The following is a 14171-nucleotide window of genomic DNA, read 5'->3' on the forward strand; positions in this document are numbered from 1 at the left end:
CTCAAGCTACTGAAACTTTGAAACTTTGCAAGCATCAATCCATGCGCCGTTAGAAACTCGTCTAGCAAGTGCGGCCTTGTCAACAATTGGGCCGATTTGGGAAAGTCCGCTGATCGCAAGTCGCGGCCAAAGAGCGGACAGTCCGCTCCCTACCCCATAGGTGACATAGATAGGCGCAGTGGCGAAGATCGCTTCGTCCCTTCAACTATCGTTCGCGAACGAATTCGCCTGCATGGCATCTGTGTGTTGCACTTCATCCTCGCCGATGGGGCCGGCGAGGCTTGCGATCCGCACCCAGGCGGTTCCGGCAGTGACGATTCCGCCGATGATGGCGAAGGCCAGCGTCCAGCCTTCGGAAGCGCCCCCGATCTGCGACAAGCCCTTGATTGCTGAAAATCCGGCGACGCCAGCAGGCGCTGCGAAGAGCGCGCCGACGGCGAGGCGGATCAGGACGGACTGGACCTTGGCGAAGACGATCTGACCGATGAGATAACTGAAAACGGCTGCAAACATGCCAGCAACCAATGCCGCAATCACGCCCGCTTCGGTGTCATAGACATACATGCCGACGCTCATGCCGACGAATGCGGGTAGCGCGTAGACGGCCAATGCGAACAGCACCCAGACAAGGAAGCCGAGGCCGATGACACTCAGGAAGGCTGATACGAACATGGGCGGTCTCCTCTTATGGGCTGCGCCTCCACCACCGCCACGGCGCCGATGAAGCATAGCATGTCGGCGGTGTTCACGGAATATTCTCGTTCGGCGTAACGCGATGCTTTTTGGGCATCACGGGTCATGACGACCCGCCTTTGGCGCTGCGGAAATCGTAGAGCGGGATGCCGAGCACCTTGGCCTTGTCGGCGAGATTGTCAGTGATGCCCGAACCGGGGAAGACGATCAGGCCGATCGGTAGCGCCTCCAGGAGTAGATCGTTGCGCTTGAACGGTGCGGCCTTGCCGTGACGGGTCCAGTCCGGCTTGAAGACGATTTGCTGGCATTTGCGATTGTCGGCCCAGCAGGCCGCGATGCGTTCGGCACCCTTCGGAGAACCGCCATGCAGGAGCACCATGTCGTCGTGCTTGGCGCGCACCTTGTCGAGGGCGGCCCAGATGGCCCCGGTATCGTTCACGTCCTGCCCGCCGGTGAAGGCGATCTTAGTGCCGGTCGGGATCAGCGGTTCAAGTTCGGTCTTGCGCTTGGCGTCGAGATAGTCGCGGCTGTCGATCATGGCGGCGGTCATGTGCTTGCGATTGACGTGGCTGCCGGAACGCGGATGCCAAGTCTGACCGAGATGCGCCTCGAAATGTTCGGCGGCGAGGTCGCGCATGCCATCGTAAGCGTTGCGCTGTTCGGTGAGGGTGAGCCCTTCGGCGATGAGGCGTTCCAGTTCGACCGAGCGGACTTCGGAGCCGTCCTGGCTGCGTTGCGAGCGCCGCTGCGCCTGTTCGTTGTCGTCGAGCTTGCGGTCTACGCGGGTCGCCATGCGGTGGAAGACATTGGTGGTCGACCAGAGCAAATCTTCCAAATCGGGTTCGAGCCGCGTGTCGCCGAGGACGACGACAAGCGTGTCGAAGATGTCGGCGATAGCGCCTTCGACGGTACCGGCGTCTGGCAGTGGCCGCGGATCGGGTTCGTCGGCGAAGGCTCGATGTCCGAAGAGTTGCAATTCGTCGAGGACGAGCGCTGTGGCGGACTGGGTGTCGGGCTCGTGCTGGGTCATGGGCGTTATGCCTCCTTGTCGCTGACCGCGCCTCGCGCGGCCTTCATGGGCGACGGAAAGCGGGACGCGAACGGGCCTGCATCCCTCATCAGAGGGACCGAAGCGTCAGCGGAGGATGGCGGAGGCGACGCCGTTTTGGATCGCGATGCAAAGCCGAGGCTTGTCCTCGGCGGCGGAAAACGGTGCCGCCGCAGCCATTGCCGGACCGGGCGGGTTCCGCTCCGGCTCGCCCCTCTCGGGAAGGCCGTCAGGCGCGGCTCCGTGGCGCGAGGTTCATTCCGCCTGTCCAGCTGCCGAGACCGGCTCTCGACTTCAGCCGGTCTCGACCGCCAGCAAGGTCGGAACATCGACCGGTGAGAGCTGGGGACGCAAATGGCTGCGCATCTCGTGGATGTCGCAGTTCCGGAGATCGCCGTTAAAGTCGTCCAGCATCGGTCGCAACGGCAGAAGGTGAAGCTCGCTGTCCGCAAAGCGGTCGGTCAGTGCGTCAAAGGCCGCCTGACCAGTGTCGTCATTGTCGATGGCAACATAGAGCCGGCGAAGATCGGTGGGTGGATCGAACGCCGCGAGATGATTGCCGGACAGCGCCGCCGCAATCGGCAGACCGGCAAGTGCCAGCCTGAGCGAGAGCATCGTCTCCAAGCCTTCGCCGACAGCGAGGATGTCAGATTGCTGTCCCATCCTGACCGCATGACCCAGCAGGTTGCCCATCGCCTTACGGTTGGGATCGAGCGGAGCCTTTTCGGCTGTCTGCGGATCAAGCCAGGTCCGATGAACGCCGGTCAGCGTTCCAGCAGTGTCGGTGACTTTCGCGAGTAAGGCGGGCCAGGCGTCGGGCGGGTCATTGGCGTCCGCGTCTTCTCGCCGATAGTAGCAGTTCGGGTGAAACCTTAACGCGCTCACGCTTCGAAGGTTTGTCAATCCGCGTGCGGAGAGATAGCGCTCCGCCAACGTGCCCGCGATCGGTTGGCCCATCGCCCAGAGACGTCGGGCCGCTTCGGATGATCCTTGTGGAGCCTGGTCTTGCCGCTGTGTCGCGGGTGGCTCAGGACGCGGAAGGCTTAGAAACCGCCGCGCCTCATCGAGCGTGTCGCGGAGCGTCGAGAGATTAAGATTGGCCGCTATGAGGTCGAGCAGATCGCCATGCTCGCCTGTGGCCGCATCGGTCCATTTGCCGGCCGCGCCCTTGCCGCGGGTCGGCCCGGTGAGCCGGACATAGAGGCTGCGGCCAGGAGTGTTGTCGACGTCGCCGACAACCCAGTAGTGGCCATGTTTTCTACCGTTAGAAAGGTATTGGCGGCACACAGCCTCGGCCTCGCGGCTGAGTTTCTGCGATAGGTCTGTGGCGGGGCTATCCATGTTTCTCTCCCGATTGAGGCGCAGAAAAAAGGGCCTGCCGCGTCCGACAGGCCCCAGGGCGAGGGAGTTGGGGGAGCGTCTCCCTCGGTTGGTGGTCGCCAACTGCTCGAAAGTGGGCGAAGGCGGCTTTGGCGACAGTTCGATCATCCTCCAATCGGTTGCGTCGAACCATCGACCGCGCGCCGCCGAACGCCTGCCTTTATGCGATCACTCGGCTGCCTGAAGTGTAGCTTCTTCGTCTTTGACTGGCTGCTCGTCGTGCGTGACATCGCCGTCATCGACGATCTCGAACTCCGGCGCGTCGGGCTCTTCCACCAGCGGGGCCGTGCGCAGCGGTTGCGGGAGCCAGCCCGTGCCCGCCATCAGTTCTTCCGCCGCCTCGACCATGTCGGGCTTCTTGAACCCGGCGATGCGGTCCGCGTCCTTGTCGCCCTTCGCTTCGTGCACTGCGGCGAGGATCTGCGCCTTGGTCACGCGGCCGAGATAGCTATCCGCCGTCGGCGTCCAGCCCGCCTTCACCATGTCCAGACCGAGTGTCGATGCGAGGACATCGGCATGTGCGATCTGGCGCGGCTTGCGATGATGCGGCTCCTGTACGGCGTTGACCGTCATCGCCACGCAATGGGCGAAGAGCGCGTCGCGGCTGTCGCTGTCCCATTCGGTCAGCGCGCCCCACAGATCTTCCGGCTGCTTCGGGAGACTGCCCGCCCAGGTCTCGATCGCGAGATCGATCGACTGGACATAGGCAGCGTTGCCGAGGTTCGGCGCTTGCGAGCCGAATTGCGTGGAGCGCGGACTGATCTCGACACAGCTGTCCTGGCCGTAATGGTAGAAGAGTTGCAGGACCATCGCGTGCAGGCAGGCGAGCATGGCCAACTGCGGATCGTTGGATAGCGCATCGCGCAGCGCCATGGTGCGATGGGCGGTCAGTTCGCAGACGAGGCGATCAGACAGCGGCTTGGTACCGTCGTCATCCTCGTCCTCATCCTGATCCGTCACCGGATCGGAAGTGTCAGCGACCGCCTCGTCCGTGTCGGGATCGACCGTCTCGCCGTCGGGACTGTCCTCAGCCTCAACTGCCGGTTCGTCTTCAGGCCGGACATAGCCGCGCTCGACGCGCAGACCGCCGGATCCGTCGATGCTGACGAACGCGCCCGCGATGGCATAGTCCTCCGCCTCGAACCGGATCGGGCGGTTCTGGAGCGCTTCCATCGCCGTCTCGATCTCGCCGAGCCGCTCGTCGACTTCCTCGGGGAGTTCATCCGCCTCGGCATAGTCGACTTCGAGCTTGTCGTACTCGGCCTTGAGCGCCTCGTAGGTCTTCTCTTCCTTTTCGCTCATCGGCTCGGCCTCGCCCCGAATGCGCCGCAGATCGTAGGTGTGGCCATAAGGAAAGTCGGTCGCGACCTCGATCCAATGCCACCCTTCGGCGTGGATCGCCTCGGCTTCCTCGTTCAGCTTCTCGGTGACCATGGTTTCCAGCAGCGCCGCGTCCTGCAACCAGCCGCCATCGTCGATCTGAAAGAGGTCGCGCAGCACCTCGCCACCCGCCTCAACATAGTTGTCGAGACCCACGAACTGCGCCCGCCGGTCGGAAGCGCGCACGGCGCCTTCCGTCAGCATGCGGCGGATTTCGTAGGGTTGCTTGTTGTAGTACTGCTTGAGTGCGTCCCAGACTTGTTCCTGGCGCTCATGGTCGGGATTGACCGTGAAGGCCATGAGCTGGTCGAGGGTCATCTCTTCGTCCGCATAGGCCTCCAGCAGTGTCGCCGAGACGGCGGCCAGCTTGAGGCGCTGCTTGACGACACCCGCCGAGACGAAGAAGGCCGCGGCAATCTCTTCTTCCGACTTGCCCTTCTCGCGCATCGCCTGGAATGCGCGAAACTGGTCGAGCGGATGCAGCGGCGCGCGCTGGATGTTCTCGGCGAGGCTGTCTTCCTCAGCGAGGCCCTCGGTGCGCACGATGCAGGGCACGGGCGCGGTCTTGTTGAGGCGACGCTGCTGCACGAGCAGTTCGAGCGCGCGGTAACGGCGCCCGCCGGCTGGGATCTCGAACATGCCGGTTTCCGCGCCGTCGTCGTCGAGGACGGGGCGCACCGTGATCGACGACAGGAGCGTACGCCGCGCGATATCCTCGGCCAGCTCTTCGATCGAGACGCCGGCCTTGACCTTGCGGACGTTGGACTGGCTCAGAACCAGCTTGTTGAAAGGGATGTCGCGCGAGGCGCTGAGGGTGATTTTCTTGGACTTTGTCATGGGATTTCTCCGCGACGGGCGGTCATGAGACTCTCTCTGACCTCCAGACCCGTCACGAAAATCCCGGCCCACCTCTTCCTCTCAGGAAGCGATGGACCGTGGGCGGATGATTGAGGCGGAACGGGAGCGCCTAGGCGGCGGCCTCCAGCAGTTTCTTCGCACGGGTTTCCATGGTGAGGCGCGCATCCTGCTGCGGCTTGGACCGGGCGACGGCTGTGATGCCCTGTACGAAGTCGAAGACGCTCTCGGGCGGGCGTCCTTCCTCGGCGAGGACCGTCTCCACGATCCTACCAGTCTCCGCCTTCGAGAAGCCGCGCTTGCGCAGGAAGTCGGTGCGGTCCTCGTTATTGCGCGCGACGATCCGTTCGCGCGCGGAGCGGATGCCCTGGATGAAGGGCTGCGGTGAGGAGTCGGCGAAGTTGGCCAGTGCCGGAGCCGCCTCGTGCGCGAAGCGGTTGGCGGCGTATTTGGAATGCCGGATGCTGATCTCCTGGAAGTCCTCGACGCCCCAGAGATTGCGGTTCTGGCAGACGGCGCGGAGATAGAAGCTGGCTATACCGAGCGTCTTGGCACCGACCTCCGAGTTCCAGCAGTAGAAGCCGCGGAAGAAGAGATCGGGCGAGCCGTCGGGCAATGTGCCCGCCTCGATCGGGTTCAAATCGTCGACGAGGAAGAGGAAGACATCGCGATCCGAGGCGTAGAGCGTGGTCGTGTCCTTCGTGACGTCGACCATCGGATTGTAGATGCCCGTCGACCAGTCGAGCACGCCCGGGACCTTCCAGCGTGTATCGCCGACGCCGTCGCCCGCGATGCGCTGGACCGCCGAGACGAGTTCGTGGTCGTAGATACGGCCATAGTCCGGGCCGGTGACGGCGCGCAGCTTGGTGCGGCCGTTCGCAACCTCCATTGTCTTCACCTGCTCGGCGCGGTGGTTGGTCAGACCGTACTGCAAATTGATCCCCGCCAGCGGCGCCGGGAGCTGGCGCAGATAGGCCGCAGGCGCGCCGACGAGGCTTGCAAGCTGTCCGAAGCTCCAATGGGTCGGCGCGACCGGCGTCTCGGCCTCCGGCAGGACGAGCGCGAGCTTTTCCGGATCGTCGCGATGGGCCTCCACGCGGATCGCCGCGCTCTCGAGCGTCCGCGTCCTGCTTCGCGCAGCGCGGCCCTTCACCGAGGCGTAGAGCTCCGAGAGCGAGAGGAACTTCTCATCGTCGGGCCGGGAAAACCATTCGGACGATACCCGCCCATTGTGCCCGCCGCGGGACACATCCACCTTGTAGCCGCCGCTCTCGGGGCGGCCGTTCATGATTTCAATCGCTGTCATGGCTGATCTCCATGACGGGCGGTCCGAGAGCCTCTCTCTCGACCTCCAAACCCGTCACGGCGACAGCCGCAGGCCTCTCACTCTTCCTTGCCGTTCAACATCTCAGTGTGATCGACCAAGGACCATATTGCCCGCGTCAGGGATGGACGCCCGAAAGGGGGAAGACCCATCAGGGCTTCCGCTCTCCCGACAGCCCGGCCCGCAGGGCGACGCCCACCTGCGCTTCTCGGCGATACAAAACCTCCAGCTTCAGGTCGTGAAGTGGGAGGATTGGTATCTGCAGTTCCCTGATCGGCGAGGTTCAGGCTTTCAATCGGTCGGAGGTAGACTTTCAGGCGGTCGGAGGCGGATGCGTGGTCTCACACGTGGTCTTGCAGAATCGTGTTGCGATGTCCGCGCTAGGCGCGGACTTGGGAATATGATTTGCAGTTGCAGATCTTCGGCACTTGCCCCTCATGCGGGGGCATGGTCCATGGTCGACAGCAGCGAACCTCTGGTTTTGCGCACCCCTGCGCAATGCCTGGCAAGACGTGTCCGAAGCATGCTACATATTTCGGACATTGCCTGGCCTTCGGTCATCCCCATAGCATGAGGTTGCTTTACAATTCATTTTGCTCTATCAGTCATATTTGACGGTTAAATGTATTTTGGACGTCAGATATGGCGGTTAAAGTGAATTCTGTGAGCGCGCGCCGAGCCCTGGAGGCTCTGGGCGCAAATATCAAGACGGCGCGGCTGAAGCGGCGAATTTCCGTGAAGGGCTTTGCGGAACGGATCGGCGTGTCCGAAAGCACCGTGGCTCGCCTTGAGAAAGGCGATGACGGCGTGAGCATCGGCACGCTCGCCATGGCATGCCTTGTCCTTGGCGAAATCGACCGCATCTCCGAGTTCCTCGACGCGGGCACGGATGACACGGGATTGCTACTCGACCGGGAAAGCCTGCCAAAGCGGATCGATCGCAAGCGCAAGCCGAGGTCGCCGAGCAGCGGTCAGGACAAGGCTGATCCGATTGCCGATGGGGATGACGAGGAAGGGGTCGGTTTCTGATGCCCGAGGCCATTGTCGCGCTTGGCGAAGGAAAACGGATTGTCGGACGCCTGCGCTTTGAAAGCGACGGGCGCCGTCAGCATTCGCAGTTCGAGTACGATGAGGCCTGGCTCGCCGCCGAGGATTGCTTTGCGCTCGCGCCGGGACTGCCGCTGCGAGAGGGCAGCCACTTTTCATCCGGGAAGGATGACAAGCGCTCGGCGCTGCCAGGATGCTTTGCTGATGCGGCGCCGGATTCCTGGGGACGCGCGCTGATGACCAAAGCCTTGGGCGGCGGTCTCAGCGAGTTCGACTTTCTCGTTCTCTCAGATGACCGCACGCGCCAGGGAGCGCTGCGGTTCCTCGGCGAGAACATGGAGCCGCTCTCCGATCTGACACCGCCGATCCCCAGGCTGGTGGAGCTTGAGCGCCTGCGAACGCTGGCGCAGCGCTTTGAACAAGATCCGGGCGGGGCGGAGGAGGAAGCGCGTGATCTTGCGGGTGTTGCCGGATCGCTGGGTGGTGCGCGACCCAAAGCAAACGTCGAAGGCGATGGGCATCTCTGGATCGCTAAGTTCACCTCGGCTCAGGACACCAAGGCGGTCGAGCGCGCCGAAGTGGCGACATTGAGACTGGCGCGCATGTGTGGTCTGCGCGTGGCCGATGCCCGGCTGGAGCTGCGCGACAGCGACAGTCCGATTGCGCTGATCCGCCGGTTCGACCGCCGCGGCGACACGCGCATTCCCTATATCTCCGCGCGTACCGCGCTGGACTGGCAAGGCGAGGAAGGTGGGTTCTACACCGACATCGCTGAGGTGATCCGCCAGATTTCGAGCAAGCCGGTCGAGGATCTGCATGAACTCTGGCGACGGATCGTCTTCACCATCCTGGTGTCGAACAAGGACGATCACCTGAAAAACCACGGGTTCATCTATGCCGGGAATGATCGGTGGCGGCTGTCACCGGCGTTCGACATCAACCCATCCCCCTCCCGCCATCGTGTTCTGGAAACCGGGATCATCCAAGGCGGATCATTCGATGCGTCGATGGCGATTGCGCTTGAAGCAAGCGAGTTTTTCGATGTGAAGTTGGAGGATGCTTGGTGCGAAGCAGCAAACATGGCGAAAACACTTGCGGCAAGATGGAAAGAAGCGCTTCGCGACGAAGGGTCATCAGGTGACGAGATACGCCTTTACTCTGAAGCGTTCGAGCACGCGGAGACTGAAGTGGCGTTGCAACTCGCCGTATAGGTCAATTAAATGATAATAAATGGGGTCAGGTTTTTATTTGTATGAGCGACGGCAATAGAAACATAATAAATATCGCGACACGCGAGGCTAATCTTAAGCGAAAACTGCGGCGACATCTGCGAGCCTTGGGTTTCGAGAAGTCTGATGAGGGCGCACTCCAAATTCAGGGATCAGGAAAGGGCATTGTACGCACGCTTCATCGTGCCCAACGGGAGGAGCGACTTCGGGCCAACCGTGAGTTCATTGCCACCAAGGCCGAGAAGCTGTTGGGACACTTTGCATCTGGCAGAGAAATTGATGTCACTAGAATTTCACCAGTGCTCGAGCGCGTGTCGGCGGGGACTTGGCAAGGCGATCTATTTCGCCTCGCGTCACTGACATGGTCCGTACCGGTTTCAAATGGCTTCGGCAGGCGCCTGCGTTATCTCGTCTGGGACGAAAGCAATGGCAAGCTGATGGGCCTTATTGCCATTGGAGACCCGGTCTTCAACCTTGCTGTGAGGGATAGGCTGATTGAATGGGATACACATGACAGAAGTGCTCGCCTCGTTAATATCATGGATGCCTATGTTCTTGGAGCCATCCCTCCCTACAACGCGCTCCTAGGAGGTAAACTTGTAGCCTGCTTGCTCAGGAGCCGGGATCTCTATGATGACTTTAGAGAGGCCTATGGTGGGTCCACCGGAATAATATCGAAAGAGGCGAAAAAGGCGCGACTGCTCGCTATTACTACATCGTCTTCTATGGGACGGTCATCGGTCTACAACCGCCTCAAGCTGGGGGGGCAGCAGTATCTGAAATCGATTGGCTATACGGGTGGATGGGGGCATTTTCACATACCGGATCGGCTGTTTGTAGAATTGCGCGATTACCTTCGCGATATTGATCATACCTATGCAGACCAGCACCGGTTTGGCCAAGGACCTAACTGGCGTTTGCGAACCACAAGGGCAGCACTTTCGGCGCTCGGTTTCAAAGAAGATATGCTGCGACACGGAATTCAGCGGGAGGTCTTTCTTTGTGAGCTTGCCAAAAACACAGCGAAGTTGTTGCGCACCGGGAAGGGGAAGCCGGACGTCGGAGACCTACTCACCGCCAAGGAAGTTTCCGAGTTGGCTCTCGAGCGGTGGATGGTGCCTCGGGCCGCGCGCAAGCCTGAGTTCAAAGAATGGAATTCGAGCGACCTCGTCGATCTCTTCGGAAATCAAACTCGCATGCTCCGCAACCAGCTAAAAAGCTCTGATCTGTTCAAGGACGCGGCCTCAGGGTCGTAGTTGGTCATGGCTGTGCCTTTGGATGAATGGCAGAAGCGAATGGAGCGGCATTTTTCCGCGCTTGCAGAGCGTCGCGCAGTGTCTGGCTTTCCTATTTTCGCTCTGGAGCACGGTCTGGATGATGGTGACTTGGAAGAGATTGCCAAGCAACTACGGGGACGCTTGAACACCGGACTGAGACTGGCACCACACTGGTTACTCTGGACAATCTATTCGGCAGAGAGGGGATATACCTACGAAGGTGGTGAATATTGGCAGTCTTTCGAGGATGTCACACCTGGTTGGGATTCCCGAGATCGGTACCGGGTTACGGCTTGGTTCTCGAAATTCCAGTCAACCTACAATGGCGTAGTTCCTTCGGGACCATGGGCGTCGCATTTCAGCATAATCGCCTGGCCAATTACCCATGCCGTTTTACCCCGCTATTTGCAGCAGCAATTTGCCCGGACATTGTATGATCTGCGGTTCACGCTTGCACGACTGACGACGATCGAACCGGCGGTAATTGGCCGTTTGATCGCGAGTAATGTCTACTACGCATCGACTCGTTTCGAGCAGTTTCTCCAGCAAGAGGAACTGGTCGGCCGTATCGTCCTCGCGCTTCTGCACCAGGATCCACGTGAAGGCGAAGAGCCACTTCTGCCCGCTACGCTCGATCGAATCGTTGCCGATCTTGAGCAGATGCGACACGCCCGCGGTTGGCTCAGAGAGGCAAGTCGCGTTGTGGCTGACCGCTTCAAGGGCATTGGTCGGGGCACCGCGCCTCGAACCTCCGCCGGCGGCCGAGATATAGTCGAGCGTCGGCTGCAGGAAGCCAGGCCTGATATTCGGCCCGATTTGCGGCTGCGATATGCCGGCAACGGGCGTTGGACGCTCGTGATCGACGTCCCCAATTTCAAGTCAATTGCCGCTCTCAATCCGGGTATTCAGCAGTTTCTTCGGCAGACCCGCTCGAAGTTGAATGGCGATGATGTCAGACGGCCGGCGAGTTGGGTCCTCTCTGGCAATCGCCGTGCGGTTCTCAAGGCTTGGCCTGATCCTTCGAGGCCGTTGGTCAGCTTTGAGTCCTCGAACGGTGTCGTTGACCATCTTCTTGAGAGCGAATGCCGAATGAGCCCGGGTCCGATCTGGCTCTTCCGCATTGGCGCCGACGGCAACGCCCGCGAAATTGCCAGCCGCCTCGTGCGACCCGGTTATGACTATATCCTGGCGTCGCTCGATAAGTTCGAAGATCTGCAAGATGGCATGACAGGTTGTGCCATCGAATGCAGCAATATCTGCGCTATTCGAATTTCGGTGCCTTCCGATGTGTCCGCCGCATACATTCAATGGCTACGGATACGAAATCTAGAACTTGCAAGAACCATCCGTGTCTGGCCTGCCGGTCTGCCCGGTCGGAACTGGGATGGAGAAGGGCGAAGCGAATGGCTGACGACCGAAAAGCCATGTTTCGGAATCGCTCCCGATCATCCCGTGGATGCCTACCGTGTCACGCTCAACGATGATGCGGCCGTAACCTTTTCGGCCGGAGAACCGGGAGGGCCAACTTTCATTCAACTGCCGCAATTGGCGGCGGGCACACATCGCCTCAACGTCAAGGCGCACCGCAGTGCGGCTCTGGATGCACTCGGTGCACCACCCTCGCATGAGGGGTATCTGGAACTCAGAATACGAGAACCTGAACCATGGATGCCCGGAACAACCTCGCATGTAGGTCTGGCGGTTACCAGCGATCCGCATGACGCTACGCTAGACGTGTTTTGGGAGAATGAGTTGGACCTAACGGTTTTCGGTCCCGAAGGTCATCAGGTTACCCCGCGTGTGAGCCTTGAGGATGCCAAAGGCGAGGAGATTTACAGTGCCCAGGTCTGCCCACCAATCGACCTGCCGATTCTTCCGGACATTTGGGAAAGGCGGTTCCAGGAATTCCTGCGGCAGCAACACGCGGAGTGGCGATACCTTGAAGCCGCTTCCGGCCTTCTCGCGATTGAGGGACAGGAACTTGGGCGGTTCGTCGTCCGGTTCGACCACGACGCACTGCCGGTCCGCTGGGTCTTGCGCCATCAAGGCGAAGGCGTTGCGCTTCGGCTTGTAGACGATACGGGGCAAAAAGACGCGAAACCAAAATGCCGCTTTTTCAGCTTGGAAACGCCGACCAAGATCGAGCGTCTCGATGCTGGACTAGCTTTGGCGGGGTTTGATGTTCAGTCGCCGGGCGGGCTGTTTGTCGTCCAACACGGCAAGTTCCGAGACGTGGTCATCGTCAGCACAGGGCTGTCTGGTGGCGGTTTGGAAGGCTTGGGCGTCCAGCCTTACTACCCCCGAATTGCCGACAGCCCCAAATCGATCATCAAGAATATGAGGATATTGCGCTACTGGAAGTCAGCCCGACTTGCAGGCTTCCTTGCCAACGCGCGGCGGAGCCAGGTCGTGGTTGGTCTGACTACTCGCCTATACGGAGCCTTGGCCGGTCGGGACTGGGGCCGAGCGGAGGCCGCTCTCATGCGAGGCAGCGATCGGGTAAAGGGTTTCGATCATCTGCATTCTTTGCTTGATCACAGGGGCGGGTTTCCATCCGTTCTGCGCCGCGATGCACAAAGTATCGAGGGTGGAAGAAAGGTGATCACAGACTGGTTTGCGGAGTTGGCCGCACGCTATGGCGTTTGCTCCGACCAAGCGCTTTGTGTGCTGGCCGTCGACATAGCTAGCCGCCCGCACGAGGTGCCCCGCCTTTACCGGGACAGGCTGCCGGGCCTTCTCAAACTTATAATGGCGAAGCCTCTTTTGCTGCGCGGCGCCAGGTTTGTCGCGCTCAGCCACGCCTGCGCGGATAATCGACCCGTAGAATTGCTGCCGAGGTGGGAATGACGGTCACTGAACTCACTCCAGATGAGGTTTTGGGCTACTGCCGTACGTCGCTTGGCATGGGGATCGAGCCTTCTGAGCTTGACGACATTCTGTTGGCAGGTCTCCTGCGGCGTGCAGCAGGGATACACTGCCCATGTTCAAGGGCCGCGCTTCGTGCCGCCCTCACGGAAAGCCTTGCGTATTTGCAGTCAGACCTCGGCACACTCGCTGATCGGCTGGACGATCTGATCGAGGCCATGATCGTCGCGGGTGACTTGCTGGAGCTATCCGATGTCGCAACGGATGACCCGGACGTAAGGGGAACCTGGGTATTTGCGGCGCCGCCATCTTTTGTGGTTCGCCGTACGGGAAGCATCTTCTTGACCGGAATCACTCCCGATCAGGACGTCTTCCTGCCGGAACACCTGGCGCGGCGGGTGGTCCGCTCCCACGTGACGCAGTTTATCGCACCCGAGTCCGGTGAGGATCTGATCGAGCAGTTGATCGCGCACGGACTGCACCAATTGTCCGAGGCCGTTTGGCTCCGATCGCCCAAGGCACAAGCCCCGGAACAGTTGATCCAACGTTTCGAAAACCAACTGGCCTCTCAGCCGACATGCGGTCCGGTATCCGGTCTTGAGATACTCGATCGAGACACCAAGGTGACCTACTATCGCGGCCGATGGGGCGCACCGCGTGAGCATACCGGAACATTCGTCGCCCGCCGGCCGCAGGAGTTCGGCGCGCCGCTCTGGAGCTTCGCAGAACTCGTTAATGGCACGTTGAAGCGGATCGTCGACTTGCCTCCCAAGCACTTTCGTTGGCGCGGATGCGATGCCGCATGGCACTTACAGATGGCGATCGACTGCATTGCAGGACAACCGCAGCAATACCGGCGCAGCGCCACAGAGGCCGGTATCCGTTTCGATTTCTTTTCGCCGCTGCCACTTTGGGCGCAGCGCCGGCTGATGGTTTTCGGTCAAGAACGTCCACGCAGCCGCAGCTTGTTCGCGTATGAGATACCCGTGGCAGAGGCTGCTGAAGAAGAAAAAAACCTTAAGGAAAACTTGTGGCTAGTGCCAACGGACGCGTAAGATTGTAAGGGGGACAAG

The 14171-nt window shown here is 60.8% G+C and carries 11 protein-coding genes; 5 read left to right on the plus strand and 6 right to left on the minus strand.

The features are described from left to right. Positions 1-201 precede the first annotated feature (201 nt). From CFI11_RS11490 to CFI11_RS11510, 6 genes are all read right to left on the minus strand, one after another. Positions 202-672: a hypothetical protein gene (locus CFI11_RS11490; protein WP_174843497.1), complete on the minus strand. Its 471-nt coding sequence runs from the start codon at positions 670-672 to the stop codon at positions 202-204. Beyond that, positions 651-800 carry a hypothetical protein gene (locus CFI11_RS24300; RefSeq protein ID WP_165390244.1) on the minus strand — a complete coding sequence of 50 codons (150 nt, stop codon included), beginning with the start codon at positions 798-800 and terminating at the stop codon, positions 651-653. The genes CFI11_RS11490 and CFI11_RS24300 overlap by 22 nt, the downstream gene beginning before the upstream one ends. Next, positions 797-1723, minus strand: coding sequence for a DUF2493 domain-containing protein (locus CFI11_RS11495; protein WP_130406051.1), 927 nt, complete (start codon positions 1721-1723; stop codon positions 797-799). Before CFI11_RS11495 ends, CFI11_RS24300 begins: the two co-directional genes overlap by 4 nt. Positions 1724-2035: 312 nt before the next feature. Further along, the gene (locus CFI11_RS11500; RefSeq protein ID WP_130406053.1) at positions 2036-3082 is read right to left on the minus strand and encodes a toprim domain-containing protein; all 1047 of its coding nucleotides are present in this window, start codon (positions 3080-3082) and stop codon (positions 2036-2038) included. 207 nt (positions 3083-3289) lie between these two features. Continuing rightward, positions 3290-5338 carry a ParB/RepB/Spo0J family partition protein gene (locus tag CFI11_RS11505; protein WP_130406055.1) on the minus strand — a complete coding sequence of 683 codons (2049 nt, stop codon included), beginning with the start codon at positions 5336-5338 and terminating at the stop codon, positions 3290-3292. A gap of 130 nt (positions 5339-5468) precedes the next feature. Continuing rightward, positions 5469-6662, minus strand: coding sequence for a DUF932 domain-containing protein (locus tag CFI11_RS11510; RefSeq protein WP_130406057.1), 1194 nt, complete (start codon positions 6660-6662; stop codon positions 5469-5471). A gap of 681 nt (positions 6663-7343) precedes the next feature. Between CFI11_RS11510 and CFI11_RS11515 the strand changes: the two genes are divergently transcribed. The 5 genes from CFI11_RS11515 to CFI11_RS11535 are packed head-to-tail and all read left to right on the plus strand — an operon-like array spanning position 7344 to position 14153. After that, positions 7344-7709 (plus strand): helix-turn-helix domain-containing protein, encoded by a 366-nt coding sequence (locus CFI11_RS11515; protein ID WP_217358768.1) that lies wholly within the window; start codon positions 7344-7346, stop codon positions 7707-7709. Continuing rightward, on the plus strand, positions 7709-8938 hold the full coding sequence (locus tag CFI11_RS11520) for a type II toxin-antitoxin system HipA family toxin (protein WP_130406061.1): 1230 nt from the start codon (positions 7709-7711) through the stop codon (positions 8936-8938). The genes CFI11_RS11515 and CFI11_RS11520 overlap by 1 nt, the downstream gene beginning before the upstream one ends. Positions 8939-8979: 41 nt before the next feature. Continuing rightward, entirely contained in the window at positions 8980-10212 is a 1233-nt protein-coding gene (locus CFI11_RS11525) for a Druantia anti-phage system protein DruA (protein ID WP_130406063.1), read from the plus strand. Positions 10213-10218: 6 nt separating this feature from the next. Further along, entirely contained in the window at positions 10219-13080 is a 2862-nt protein-coding gene (locus CFI11_RS11530) for a hypothetical protein (RefSeq protein WP_130406065.1), read from the plus strand. Beyond that, on the plus strand, positions 13077-14153 hold the full coding sequence (locus CFI11_RS11535) for a hypothetical protein (RefSeq protein ID WP_130406067.1): 1077 nt from the start codon (positions 13077-13079) through the stop codon (positions 14151-14153). The genes CFI11_RS11530 and CFI11_RS11535 overlap by 4 nt, the downstream gene beginning before the upstream one ends. Positions 14154-14171 lie beyond the last annotated feature (18 nt).

The organism is Thalassococcus sp. S3, assembly GCF_004216475.1.
Classification (GTDB): domain Bacteria; phylum Pseudomonadota; class Alphaproteobacteria; order Rhodobacterales; family Rhodobacteraceae.